Consider the following 12,944-nt stretch of genomic DNA (forward strand, 5'->3'; position numbering starts at 1 on the left):
CGCCCTCCGCCCAACGAGCGACACTTCTGGCCTTTTCTCGGTCGTCGAGCGAACGAGGCGCCGCGCTCCGCCCAACGAGCGACACTTCTGGCCATTTCTCGGTCGTCGAGCGAACGAGGCGCCGCGCTCCGCCCTCCGCTCGACGAGCGACACTTCTGACCTTTCTCGGTCGTTGAGCGAGCGAGGCACGAGCGAGTCGAAACGCGCCGCACCCGGCGCACACGTCAGGGACCCGTGAGCGTCAGCCCGGGCGGCGTTCGGATTCCGTGAGGACGGCGGCTGCAGCATCCGTGCCCGAGTTGCATCGAATGCGCACCTCAACGCACCTACCGGGAGTCCCTGTGCTCGATGTCATCTACCTCGCCCTGACGCTCGCGCTGTTCGCGCTCGTCGGACTCGTCGCCAAGGCGGTGGAGAAGCTGTGATCGTCTTCTCGCTCGTCGGGGCCGTCCTCGGCCTCGCCGCGATCGTCTACCTCGTCGTCGCCCTCGTGAAGCCGGAGAAGTTCTGATGGACGCCACCACCGTGTGGGCCGGCATCCTGCAGATCGCGATGGTCATCCTGATCCTCGGGCTGCTCTACCGCCCGCTCGGCGACTGGATCGCCCACATCTACACCTCAGGCAAGGACTGGCGCGTCGAGCGCGTCGGCTACCGTCTCGTCGGCGTCGACCCGAAGTCGGAGCAGACCTGGCAGGCGTACGCCAGAGGCGTGCTGGCGTTCTCGCTCATGGGCGTGCTGTTCGTGTACGCGCTGCAGCGCTTCCAAGCGGTGCTCCCGTACTCGCTGGGGCTTCCCCCGGTGCCCGAGGGCCTGGCGTTCAACACCGCCGTCTCGTTCGTGACGAACACCAACTGGCAGTCCTACTCACCCGAGCTCACGCTGGGCTACACCGTTCAGCTGGCCGGGCTCGCCGTGCAGAACTTCGTGTCGGCCGCCGTCGGCATCGCCGTCGCCGTCGCCCTCGTGCGCGGATTCGCCCGCCGCGGCTCGCTGACGATCGGGAACTTCTGGGTGGACCTCACGCGCGGCGTCGTCCGGCTCCTGCTGCCCCTGTCGATCCTCGCCGCGATCGCGCTGATCATCGCTGGCGTGGTGCAGAACTTCAACGGGTTCGTGGAGGTCGGCACGGTGTCCGGCGGAACCCAGCTGCTCCCGGGCGGCCCGGTCGCCTCCCAGGAGGCGATCAAGGAGCTCGGCACCAACGGCGGGGGATTCTTCAACGCGAACTCCGCACACCCGTTCGAGAACCCGACACCCTGGACCAGCGTGCTCGAGATCCTGCTGCTCCTCGCGATCCCCGTGGCCATGCCGCGCGCGTTCGGCAAGATGGTCGGCGACAACCGCCAGGGCTACGCGATCCTCGCCGTCATGGCGTCTATCGCCGTGGTCTCGATCGCCGCCGTCACCTGGCTCGAGTCGATCGGCCTCGGCACCGCGCCGCAGCTCGCCGGCGCCGCGATGGAGGGCAAGGAGGTGCGATACGGCATTTGGGGCTCCACGCTCTTCGCCGGCGCGACCACCCTCACCTCGACCGGCGCCGTGAACTCGATGCACGACTCGTACACCGCGCTGGGCGGCATGATCCCGATGATCAACATGATGCTCGGCGAGATCGCGCCGGGCGGCGTCGGGTCGGGCCTGTACGGCATGCTCGTGCTCGCCGTGATCGCGGTGTTCGTCGGCGGGCTCCTCGTCGGCCGCACGCCCGAGTACCTCGGCAAGAAGATCGGGCCGACCCAGATCAAGCTCGCGAGCCTGTACATCCTCGTGACGCCGGCACTCGTGCTCGCCGGCACGGCGCTGAGCTTCGGCATCCCGGCCATCCGGTCCGACGTGGAGTCGACCTCGATCTGGAACCCCGGCGTCCACGGCCTCGGCGAGGTGCTCTACGCCTTCACGTCGGCCTCGAACAACAACGGCTCCGCGTTCGCCGGGCTCACCGCGAACACGCCGTGGCTCAACACGGCGCTCGGCGTCGCGATGCTGCTCGGTCGGTTCATCCCGATCGTCCTGGTGCTCGCACTGGCCGGCTCGCTCGCCGCCCAGACGCCCGTGCCCTCGACGGCCGGCACGCTGCCCACCTACCGCCCGCAGTTCGTCGGCCTGCTCGCCGTCGTCGCCGTCGTCATCACCGCACTCACCTATTTCCCCGTTCTCACGCTGGGTCCCCTGGCGGAAGGGCTCGTCTGAACCATGTCCACTCACGTTTCGACTCGCTTCGCTCGATCAACGACCGAGGCGGGGGAGCCGACCGCACGCCCCGTCGCGGGCACGGTCGCGCGGAAACCTGCGAAGCCGTCGTCCCGCGCGTTCAGCGCGGCACAGCTCTGGGGCGCCGTGCCCGGCGCGCTGCGAAAGCTCAACCCTGCCGCGCTGTGGCGCAACCCCGTCATGTTCCTGGTGTGGGTGGGAGCAGCACTCACCACCGTGATCGCGATCGCGGAGCCGTTCCTCGGCGGCGCCGAGGAGTCCGGCGGCACCCCTGTGCCGTTCGGCTTCACATGGGGCATCGCCGTGTGGCTCTGGCTCACCGTGCTGTTCGCGAACCTCGCCGAGTCGGTGGCCGAGGGCCGCGGCAAGGCGCAGGCCGCGTCGCTGCGCAAGACCCGCACCTCGACCATGGCGCGTCGTGTCACCGCGTACGACGGAGTCACGGATGCCGCGGCCGAGCGTGCCGAGACGGTCGAGGTCGCCTCGTTCGACCTGAAGCTCGGAGATGTCGTCATCGTGACAGCCGGCGACCTCATCCCCGGCGACGGCGACATCGTGTCGGGCATCGCGACCGTGGACGAGTCCGCCATCACCGGCGAGTCCGCCCCCGTGGTGCGGGAGTCCGGCGGCGACCGCTCCGCCGTCACCGGCGGCACCCGCGTGCTGTCGGACCGTATCGTCGTGCGCATCACGTCGAAACCGGGCGAGACGTTCGTCGACCGCATGATCGCGCTCGTCGAGGGCGCCGCGCGGCAGAAGACGCCCAACGAGATCGCGCTCAACATCCTGCTCGCGAGCCTGTCGATCGTGTTCGTCATCGTCGTGCTGACGCTGAACCCGATCGCCTCGTACGCGGCGTCGCCCGTGAGCGTCCCGGTGCTGATCGCGCTCCTCGTCTGCCTCATCCCGACCACGATCGGGGCGCTGCTGTCGGCCATCCGCATCGCGGGCATGGACCGCCTCGTGCAGCGCAACGTGCTGGCGATGTCGGGCCGTGCCGTCGAGGCCGCCGGCGACGTGACGACGCTCCTCCTCGACAAGACGGGGACGATCACGTACGGCAACCGCCGGGCCTCGGACTTCGTCGTCATGCCGGGCGTCGAGGGCGACGAGCTCGCGCGGTCCGCCGCGCTGTCGTCGCTCGCCGACCCCACCCCCGAGGGTGTCTCGGTCGTGGAGCTGGCCGCCGTGCGCGGCATCCACGTCACCGAGCCCGCCGGCTCCACCGTCGTGCCGTTCACCGCCCAGACCCGCATGAGCGGTGTCGACCTCGCCGACGGCACACAGGTGCGCAAGGGCGCCGGGTCTGCTGTGATCGCGTGGCTCGCAGCATCCGGATCCGACGTCCCGCCCGCGCTGCGCGCCCAGCTGACGAGCGAGACCGATGCGATCGGGCAGTCGGGCGGAACCCCCCTCGTGGTCGCAGCACTCGATGCCTCCGGCGTGGGCCGCGTTCTGGGCGTGATCCACCTGAAGGACATCGTCAAGGACGGACTGCGGCAGCGGTTCGACGAGCTGCGCTCGATGGGCATCCGCACGGTGATGATCACGGGCGACAACCCGCTCACGGCCGCGGCGATCGCGAAGGAGGCAGGCGTCGACGACTACCTCGCCGAGGCCACCCCCGAGGACAAGCTCGCCCTGATCAGGCGCGAGCAGGAGGGCGGCAACCTCGTCGCGATGACCGGCGACGGCACGAACGACGCGCCCGCGCTCGCGCAGGCCGACGTCGGCGTGGCGATGAACACCGGAACGTCGGCCGCGAAGGAGGCCGGCAACATGGTCGACCTCGACAGCGACCCGACGAAGCTCATCGACATCGTGCGCATCGGCAAGCAGCTGCTCATCACGCGCGGCGCGCTCACCACCTTCTCCCTGGCCAACGACATCGCGAAGTACTTCGCGATCATCCCGGCGATGTTCATGGGCGTGTTCCCGGGCCTCGCGGCCCTGAACGTCATGCACCTGTCGTCGCCCGCGTCCGCGGTCACGAGCGCGATCATCTTCAACGCGATCATCATCGTGATCCTCATCCCGCTCGCCCTGCGCGGCGTGAAGTACCGCCCGGCGAGCGCCTCGCAGATCCTCAGCCGCAACCTGCTCGTCTACGGGCTCGGCGGTGTGATCGCCCCCTTCATCGGCATCAAGCTCATCGACCTCGTCGTGAGCCTCATCCCGGGCTTCTGAGCCCGACAAGGAGAATCCCCGTGTCCACGCGCACCACCTTCCGCACCGCCGGCGTCGCCGTCCGCGCGATGCTCGTCTTCACCCTCGTCCTCGGGGTCGGCTACACGCTTCTCATCACCGGCATCGGCCAGCTCGCCCTGCCGTGGCAGGCGAACGGGTCGACGGTGCAGAACACGGCCGGTGAGACCATCGGCTCGGCTCTCATCGGTCAGTCCTTCACGGATGCCGACGGCAACGCGCTTCCCGAGTACTTCCAGTCACGACCCTCGGCCGCCGGGGACGGCTACGACGGCGGGGCATCCAGCGGCTGCAACTGGGGTCCGGAGAACGCAGATCTCGTGTCGGCGATCGAGGAGCGCCAGGCCGCGATCGCCGAGTTGGAGGATGTCGACCCATCGGAGATCCCCGCTGACGCCGTGACCGCGTCGGCCTCCGGCCTCGACCCTCACATCAGCCCGGCGTACGCCCTGCTGCAGGTTCCGCGCGTCGCGGCGACGCGGGGCCTCGACGAGTCCGACGTGCGGGCCCTGGTCGAGGCGCACATCCAGCAGCGCGACCTCGGCTACCTCGGCCAGCCCCGCGTGAACGTCGTCGAGCTCAACCTCGCCCTCGACGCCCTCGGGTCCTGACAGTGCCCCAGGCCGCGGCATCCGTCCCCTTCTCCCGGGTTTGGGGCGCACCGCTGTCACTTGGGGCGCGAGCCGTGCGCCCCGAACGCACGAAGTGCGCCCCAAACCCAGGAGCATCAGGAGGAAATAGGGTGAGCACGTGAAGCGCGGGAAGCTGCGGGTGCTGCTCGGCGCCGCGCCCGGCGTCGGCAAGACGTACGAGATGCTCGAAGAGGGCCGCCGCCTCGCCGACGACGGGCGCGACGTCGTGATCGCCGTCGTCGAGACGCACGGGCGGGCCGCCACCGCAGCGCTCATGGACGGGCTGCCCACCGTGCCCCGCACAGTCGTGTCGCACCGCGGCGTCGAGCTCAGCGACATGGACCTCGAGGGCGTCCTCGAGCGCAACCCCGAGATCGCGCTCGTCGACGAGCTCGCCCACACGAATGCGCCGGGCCTGCGGCATCCCAAGCGCTGGCAGGACGTCGCCGACCTGCTCGATGCCGGCATCGACGTCATCACGACCGTCAACGTGCAGCACATCGAGTCGCTCGGCGGGGTCGTCGAGCAGATCACGGGCGTCGCGCAGCGCGAGACGGTTCCGGATGCCGTGGTCCGGGCCGCCGATCAGATCGAGGTCGTCGACCTCTCGCCGCAGTCGCTGCGCGATCGCCTCTCGGCGGGGTTCGTCTACCCGGCAGAGCGGATCGACGCGGCCCTGTCGAACTACTTCCGGCTCGGCAACCTCACGGCTCTGCGCGAACTCGCTCTGCTGTGGCTTGCGGACGAGGTCGACAGCGCCCTGAAGTCCTACCGCGCCGAGCACGGGATCGAGGGCGCGTGGCAGGCGCGTGAGCGCGTGGTCATCGCCCTCACCGGCGGCCCGGAGGGCGAGACGCTGCTGCGCCGCGGCGCCCGCATCGCCGCCCGGTCCGCGGGCGGAGAGCTGCTCGCGGTGCACGTGTCGAGCCAGGACGGCCTGCGCTCGGGCGACCCGGGCGCCCTCGCCGCGCAGCGTTCGCTGGTCGAGTCGCTGGGCGGCACGTACCACCAGGTCGTCGGCGACGACATCCCGCGTGCGCTCGTGGAGTTCGCCCGCTCGGTGAACGCGACGCAGCTCGTGATCGGCGTGAGCCGGCGGGGGCGCCTCGCGAAGCTCTTCACCGGACCCGGCATCGGGGCGACGGTGATCCGCGAGTCGGGCGACATCGACGTGCACATCGTGACGCACGACGCGGCCGGCGACCGGTTCCCCCTGCCGCGCATGACCGGTGGCGCCCTCAGCGTGCGCCGCCGCGTGCTCGGGTTCGCGCTCGCCCTGATCGGCGGACCGCTGCTGACCTGGCTGCTGGTGTCGATCCGCAGCGAGGACACGATCACGAGCGACGTGCTGGCGTACCAGCTGCTCGTCGTGGTGGTGTCGCTCGTCGGCGGCATCTGGCCCGCCGTCTTCGCCGCGGTGATGTCGGGCTTCACCCTGAACTACTTCTTCGTGGCGCCGTACTACACGGTCTCGGTCGCCGACCCGCGCAACGTCTGGGCGCTCGTCCTCTACGTCGTGATCGCCGTGCTGGTGAGCTTCATCGTCGACCGCGCCGCGCGCGCGGCGCGGTCCGCCCGCCGCGCCGAGGCCGAGGCCGAACTGCTCGCGAACGTCGCGGGCAGCGTCCTGCGCGGCGAATCCGCCGTGCCCGCTCTGATCAGCCGCACGCGCGAGTCGCTCGGGCTCGCGGGCGTGCGCCTCGTCGACGCCGACGGCACCGTCGTCGCGACCGACGGCGAGCCCGTGCGCGACGGCCGCTACGAGGCGGTCACGGTCTCGCGCCGCAACGGCGGCCCCCCGGCGATGCTCGAGCTGCACGGCCACGTGCTCGACGCCTCGGAGCGCCGGCTCATCGACGCGGTCGCCGCCCAGCTGTCGGCCGCCCTCGAGCACACCGACCTCGCCGCGACCGCGCGGCGGGCCGGGGTTCTCGCCGAGACCGACCAGGTGCGCAGCGCGCTCCTGTCGGCCGTCAGCCACGACCTGCGACGTCCGCTGGCGGCCGCGGTGGCCGCCGTCGGCGGCCTCAGGGCGGCGGGACCGAACCTCTCGCCCGATGACCGCGCCGAGCTCCTCGCGACGGCCGACGAGTCGCTCGCGACGCTGGCCGCCCTCGTCACAGACCTGCTCGACGTCAGCCGCGTGCAGGCGGGCGTGCTCGCGGTGTCGCTGCAGCCCGTCGACAGCGCCGGCGTCGTGCTGGCCGCGCTCGACGAGCTCGGCGGCAGCCCCGACCGCTTCGAGCTCGCGCTCGACCCCGACCTCCCGCTCGTGGAGGCCGACCCTGTGCTGCTTCAGCGTGTGCTCGTGAATGTGCTCGCCAACGCCGCGCGCCACTCCCCGGCGGGCTCGCGTGTGCGCGTCTCGACGAGCCGCCTCGGCCGCACGGCCGAGATCCGAGTGATCGACCACGGCGCGGGCGTCTCTCCGGAGCGTCGGGACGACATGTTCGTCCCGTTCCAGCGGTTGGGCGACACCGACAACACCGCCGGACTCGGGCTGGGCCTCGCCCTGTCGAAGGGGTTCACCGAAGGCATGGGAGGCACCCTCGCCCCCGAGGACACCCCCGGCGGAGGCCTCACGATGGTCATCGCGCTCCCGGTCGCCGACGCGATTCCCAGTGAACAGAGGTCGCCCACGTGAAGGTCCTGATCGCCGACGACGATCCCCAGCTCGTCCGGGCGCTGCGCATCACGCTCGCGGCGCACGGCTACGAGGTCATCGCCGCACCCGACGGAGCCGCAGCGATCGCCCTCGCCGCCAAGGAGCACCCCGACATCGTGATGGTGGACCTCGGGATGCCGCGCCTCGACGGCGTGCAGGTCATCGAGGCGCTGCGGGGCTGGACCACGGCCCCGATCATCGTGGTGTCGGGCCGCACCGGCTCCGCCGACAAGGTCGAGTCACTGGACGCCGGCGCGGACGACTACGTCACCAAGCCGTTCCAGATCGACGAGCTGCTCGCACGGCTCCGGGCGCTGTCGCGACGCGTGACCGCAGCATCCGGTGTCCCGGTCGTCACCTTCGGAGACGTCGTCGTCGATCTGTCGACGAAGACGGTCACCCGCTCGGGCGAGCGCGTGCACCTCACGCCGACGGAGTGGAAGATCCTCGAGTTCCTCGCCCGCAATCCCGGCTCGCTCGTGACGAGGCAGGCGCTCCTCAAGGACATCTGGGGCACCGAGCAGGTCGCCGACACAGGCTACCTGCGGCTCTACATGTCGCAGCTGCGCAAGAAGCTCGAGTCCGACCCGGGCAACCCCGCGCACTTGCTGACGGAGTCCGGCATGGGCTACCGGCTGCTCGCCGACACCGCCGCCTGACCCGCCGCGCGCCCCCGCGGCGGGCGGTGAGGGACGGATGCTGCGCCCCGCCGCATCCGTCCCGTCCGAGAAACCACGATCCTGCGCAGAAACCACGCGGTACGCGGTTTGCCCGCACGTTCTCGGTTTCTCAACCGAAGCCCTGGCGCTCCTCCTCGACCCCCGGGGTACTGCGGGCGCAACTGCACACAGTGCGGCGATCAGTCGAGGATCTCGCGGAGGCGAGCGGCGAACCCCGCCGGGTCGCCGGGATACCCCGGCTGATCGGTGAAGCCGGCGTGATGACTCGGGAAGTCCGTCACCGGGACGCCGATCGCGGCCGCCGTCGTGCGTGCGCCGCGCGCCGCCATCGTCTCGCCCGATTCGACGCCCGCCGCGATCACCAGACGGTCGCCTCGCGCACGCAGCGCCTCGACATCGACGCGGTACTCGATGATCGCCGGCATGTTGCGCAGCAGCGGGTTGGTGCGCGTGCCGTCGTCGACCGGCGACATCCCGAACATCGCCGGGTCCGGTGCCGCCTGGTCGAGGTAGTCGTCGGGGATCCGGCCGTCGAGCATCACGAACGGGATGAACTTCGCCATGGCGGCGCCGTCGCCCTGCTCGGCGTAGGTGCGCTTCATGTCGGCCACCACCGCGAGCACCGCGTCGCGATCGGGGAGGTGCTCCGCCAGCGGCGGCTCGTGCACCACGGCGATCCGCACGTCGTCCGGGTGCGCGGCGAGCAGGGCGAGGAGGTTCACCGCCCCTCCGCTGGAGCCGAATGCATCCACCGGGCCGACGCCGAGCGCCCCGATGACCCGGTGCAGGTCGTCGGCGTGCCGCTCGGGGCTGATGTCTGTGGTGCCGACCGGGTTGCGACCGGCCCCTCGCGGGTCGTAGGTCACGACCGGACGGTCGTCGAACTGCCCGGCGAGCAGCTCGAACCCGGTCGCGTCCATCGGCCCCGCGAACAGGAACAGAGGCGGACGATCCGGGCTTGCCGCGGCGAGATCGCCATGCACGTCGTAGGTGATCGCGTCGTCGCCACCACCCACGACGTGGGTGGTGACGGTCCGCTCGACGGTGTTCTCGGTCATCTCGGCTCCTCCCGGACTCAGACGCCCGCGAGCACGCCCTCGAGGCGGCCGTAGCTGGCCTCCATGCCGTCGGTCATGCCGGTGGCGAGGACGATGTCGCGCGTCTCCTTGTCGGGGTACTCGATCAGGAGCGTGATGAGGGTGGCGCCGTCCTCCTCGTGGAGGTTGAGGTCGTTGAGCGTCGACGGGTAGTCGGTCCCGGTCATGTGCTCGGTGGTGACAGCGCGGCGCGGCGCCTCGGAGAGCACCGTCTCGCCGTCGAACCCGAAGGTCTCACCCTCGGTGCCCTCGAGCGGCTCCCACTCGTAGCGGTACTTTCCGCCCACGGACGGGTCGACCTCGCACACCGACATGCGCCAGCCGTCGGGGCCCAGCATCCACTTCTCGAGCAGCTCGGGCTCCTGGTGCGCGCGCCACACGAGATCGATCGGTCCCTCGATGAGCCGCGTGATGCGCACGTGGGTGTCGTCGAGGATCTCGGTCTGCGTGCCCTTGCCGGCGGAGTAGGCGCGGAGTCCCTCGAGCACGCGGTCGAGCTGGTTGATGGCCATCGTCGAACCCTCGACCGCGCCCATCGCGACGACCTTCTCCAGCGCCTCGGCGGAGTCGAAGTGCGTCGTGTTGACCAGGCGCGACCCTGTCGCGCTCTGGTCGAACGTGAACACCATGCGCGAGGTCGGCATCTCTGCCAGCACCCTGCCGTCCGCGTCGGCGAACGAGTCGAGTGCGGTGAAGCTGCGGGGTCCGTCGATCTCGAGGAACTCCCACACACCGTGGTACTCCTCGCCCTTCGGGCTGGTCAGGTGGTATCTCGCGCGGCCGCCGGGAGTGAGGTCGAACTCGGTGAACGTGGCGGGGTAGCCGGGAGGGCCCCAGAATCGCTCGAGCTGGCGCGGCTCGGTGAAGGCCTCCCACAGCCTCTCTACCGGAGCGGTGAACTCGGCCGTGAGCGTCATGGTGAGCGCTTCGGGATCGGTGGTGACGTCGGTGACGGGCATCGTCATTCTCCTTCGTTCCTGCGTTGATCGTGCTTCGGTTCTTCGGTGGTGCCGGACGATCCGGCAGGCTCGGCGAGCAGCGCGTCGAGCCGGTCGATGCGGGCACGCCACATCTCCTCGTAGCGGGCGAGCAGTGCGCGCGCGCGGGCGATCATCTCGGGATCCGCCCGGACGAGGCGTTCGCGCCCCTCGGCACGCTTGACGATGAGGCCGGCGGCCTCGAGCACGGTGACGTGTTTCTGCACCGCGGCGAACGACATGTCGTACTCGCGGGCGAGCGCCGACACGGAGTACTCGCCCGAGAGCGTCCGACGCAGGATGTCGCGCCGGGTCGCCGCTGCCAGCGCGTGGAACACGCGGTCGATCTCGTCATCGCTGAGCTCAATTCCTACAACCATTTGGTTGTACGTTAGCTCTGGTCGCAGCATCCGTCAACCCCTGCGGCTCTTGGAATCGCATCGCCGTGACTGACTTGGCCTGACTGCCGTTCTATGTGGCGGGGCCGCTATGTGATGACTTTGGACTTCGGTGACGGATCCGCATCAGGACATCGGCGATGTTTCCGGTGGCCTTCGCGCTGACAGTTCCGCCGCTCTCGTGTCTGGGTGAGCAGAAATGATCCCGTTGATCCTCGTGTCCGCCTGGCGATCTCCCAGTGGCCTGATGACGGGCCGCGAGGGGCGGTGACGACGTTCTGCGTGGAGCACCGCATCTCCCGGACGACATTCCACCTGTTGCGCGCCCGCGTTGTCACCGACGGACCGGCCGCGGCGCTCGATCCGAACTCACGTCGCCCACGAACCTCGCCGACACGGCTCCGCTCCATCCCCAAGGCACAGTCGTTGCAGGTGCGCGCGTCCGTCGGGCCGCCGCCTACCGCAGACGGAACGGGGAGGGCTCAGGCGACATCGGTGACGCCGAGATCGGCCAACAGCTTCGTCCGGAGTTCGACGAAACGGTCGCCCGCCTTCGTGCGCGGGTGAGGCAGGTCGATCTGCGTGTCGGATACGAAGCGCCCCACGTCCATCACCAGAACCCTGTCGGCGAGGAGGATCGCCTCCTCCACGTCGTGCGTCACCAGGAGCACGCCGGGCCTGTGCTTTTGGAACAGGTCGAGCAACAGCGCGTGCATCTTAATCTTCGTCAGGGCGTCGAGCGCCCCGAACGGTTCATCGAGCACCATCAGCTGTGGCTCGCGGATGAGCGCGCGTGCGAGCGACGCGCGCTGCGCCTCGCCGCCGGAGAGGGTCAGCGGCCACACGTCGGCACGATGGTCCAGCCCCACCTCGTGCAGCGTCCGGTTCGCGCGTCCCCGGAGGTCGGGGCCGGTGAGACCCAGCACGATGTTGCGCCACACCTTCTTCCAGGGCAGCAGTCGCGGTTCCTGGAAGCCGACCGAGACGCGGTCCGTCACGGTGATGCTTCCTGTCGCGCCTTTGTCCAGCCCCGTCACGATACGTAGCAACGTGCTCTTGCCTGTCCCCGAACGTCCGAGGAGGGCGACGAACTCGCCGCGCTGGATGTCGAGGTCGATGTCGAAAAGGACCTTCGTGTCGTCGAACGCCCGCGAGACATCCCGCAAAGACGCGACCAGGGAGCCGACCTCGCTGTCTGCCAGCTTCGGTGCCTGAGTGCTCATACCGTCTCCAATCCCTGCCGCCAGGAAAGGGCGCGCTTCTCAATGAGGCGCACCAGCAGGTCGGACAGATAGCCCGCGAGCGCGTAGATGAGGATCCCGAGCACGATCACGTCCGTGCGCAGGTAGAGCCGAGCGTTGTTCATGAGGTACCCGATGCCCTCCGTGGCATTGACCTGCTCGCTGATCACGAGGATCAGCCACGCCACGCCCAGCGACATCCGGAGGCCGGTGAGGAACCCGGGCAGCGCGCCAGGCAGCACGATGTGCCGGATCCGTCCCATCGACGACAGGTGCACGATCGTCCCGACCTCCATGAGCTTTCGGTCCACTCCGCGAATGCCCGCATAGGTGTTCAGGTAGACCGGAAACACCACCGCCAGCGCGATCATGAGGACCTTGGAGGGCTCACCGATCCCGAACCACAGGATGAACAGCGGCACCAGTGCGAGCACGGGCACCGTGCGCATCATCTGCATGAGGGGATCGATCAGCGCGTCGCCGACCTTCCAGAGGCCCGCCAAGATGGCCAGCACCAGTCCGATGCTCACGCCCAGCACCACTGCGTATCCGATTCGCTGGAGCGAGATCAGCAGGTGGATCTGGAGCTCGCCGGTCTGCCAGAGCTCCCAGCCGGTCGTGAACACCTCGCTGGGCGGGGGCAGCACCGTCGGCGGCACCAGTCCGGTCATCGTCGTGAGCTGCCACAACACGAGGACGATGATCGGACCGGCGGCGCGCAGCGGCTTTATCCGTGACCACCAGTGGGTGCGCTTGGGTGCGCGGCGCGGCTGAGGCGCGAGACTGCCTGCCTCGGATCTCGTGCCGATCGATGACGTCTGCGTCGTCATTCGGG

At 69.8% G+C, this 12,944-nt stretch carries 11 protein-coding genes and 1 pseudogene; 7 read left to right on the forward strand and 5 right to left on the reverse strand.

Annotation, left to right across the window (positions count from 1 at the left end):
* Positions 1-421 precede the first annotated feature (421 nt).
* The 6 genes from MRBLWH7_RS13375 (at position 422) to MRBLWH7_RS13400 (ending at position 8,375) form a co-directional block, all read left to right on the forward strand.
* On the forward strand, positions 422-511 hold the full coding sequence (locus MRBLWH7_RS13375; RefSeq protein WP_116195031.1) for a potassium-transporting ATPase subunit F: 90 nt from the start codon (positions 422-424) through the stop codon (positions 509-511).
* A complete protein-coding gene (gene kdpA, locus MRBLWH7_RS13380) occupies positions 511-2,193 on the forward strand; it encodes a potassium-transporting ATPase subunit KdpA (RefSeq protein WP_341995248.1) in 1,683 nt (560 codons plus the stop codon). Before MRBLWH7_RS13375 ends, kdpA begins: the two co-directional genes overlap by 1 nt.
* A gap of 3 nt (positions 2,194-2,196) precedes the next feature.
* Positions 2,197-4,401 (forward strand): potassium-transporting ATPase subunit KdpB, encoded by a 2,205-nt coding sequence (gene kdpB / locus MRBLWH7_RS13385; RefSeq protein WP_341995249.1) that lies wholly within the window; start codon positions 2,197-2,199, stop codon positions 4,399-4,401.
* 14 nt (positions 4,402-4,415) lie between these two features.
* The gene (kdpC, locus tag MRBLWH7_RS13390; protein WP_342002052.1) at positions 4,416-5,030 is read left to right on the forward strand and encodes a potassium-transporting ATPase subunit KdpC; all 615 of its coding nucleotides are present in this window, start codon (positions 4,416-4,418) and stop codon (positions 5,028-5,030) included.
* Between the two features lie 139 nt (positions 5,031-5,169).
* Positions 5,170-7,695: a DUF4118 domain-containing protein gene (locus tag MRBLWH7_RS13395; protein ID WP_341995250.1), complete on the forward strand. Its 2,526-nt coding sequence runs from the start codon at positions 5,170-5,172 to the stop codon at positions 7,693-7,695.
* Positions 7,692-8,375, forward strand: coding sequence for a response regulator transcription factor (locus MRBLWH7_RS13400; RefSeq protein WP_341995252.1), 684 nt, complete (start codon positions 7,692-7,694; stop codon positions 8,373-8,375). The genes MRBLWH7_RS13395 and MRBLWH7_RS13400 overlap by 4 nt, the downstream gene beginning before the upstream one ends.
* A gap of 200 nt (positions 8,376-8,575) precedes the next feature.
* Here MRBLWH7_RS13400 and MRBLWH7_RS13405 read toward each other — a convergent pair whose 3' ends face one another.
* From MRBLWH7_RS13405 to MRBLWH7_RS13415, 3 genes are read right to left on the reverse strand one after another with little or no spacing between them, the layout of a single operon-like run.
* On the reverse strand, positions 8,576-9,454 hold the full coding sequence (locus MRBLWH7_RS13405) for an alpha/beta hydrolase (protein WP_341995254.1): 879 nt from the start codon (positions 9,452-9,454) through the stop codon (positions 8,576-8,578).
* A gap of 17 nt (positions 9,455-9,471) precedes the next feature.
* A complete protein-coding gene (locus tag MRBLWH7_RS13410) occupies positions 9,472-10,452 on the reverse strand; it encodes an SRPBCC family protein (RefSeq protein ID WP_341995256.1) in 981 nt (326 codons plus the stop codon).
* Between the two features lie 2 nt (positions 10,453-10,454).
* Positions 10,455-10,850 (reverse strand): metalloregulator ArsR/SmtB family transcription factor, encoded by a 396-nt coding sequence (locus MRBLWH7_RS13415; RefSeq protein ID WP_341995258.1) that lies wholly within the window; start codon positions 10,848-10,850, stop codon positions 10,455-10,457.
* A 207-nt stretch (positions 10,851-11,057) separates the two neighbouring features.
* Here MRBLWH7_RS13415 and MRBLWH7_RS13420 point away from each other — a divergent pair.
* Positions 11,058-11,264, forward strand: a pseudogene (locus MRBLWH7_RS13420) (IS481 family transposase); the annotation flags it as partial.
* Between the two features lie 86 nt (positions 11,265-11,350).
* Here the strand turns inward: MRBLWH7_RS13420 and MRBLWH7_RS13425 are convergent.
* On the reverse strand, positions 11,351-12,091 hold the full coding sequence (locus tag MRBLWH7_RS13425) for an ABC transporter ATP-binding protein (RefSeq protein ID WP_341995260.1): 741 nt from the start codon (positions 12,089-12,091) through the stop codon (positions 11,351-11,353).
* Complete coding sequence (locus tag MRBLWH7_RS13430) at positions 12,088-12,939, reverse strand: ABC transporter permease (RefSeq protein WP_341995262.1); 852 nt, start codon at positions 12,937-12,939, stop codon at positions 12,088-12,090. Before MRBLWH7_RS13430 ends, MRBLWH7_RS13425 begins: the two co-directional genes overlap by 4 nt.
* Positions 12,940-12,944 lie beyond the last annotated feature (5 nt).

Source organism: Microbacterium sp. LWH7-1.2 (genome assembly GCF_038397755.1).
GTDB lineage: Bacteria > Actinomycetota > Actinomycetes > Actinomycetales > Microbacteriaceae > Microbacterium.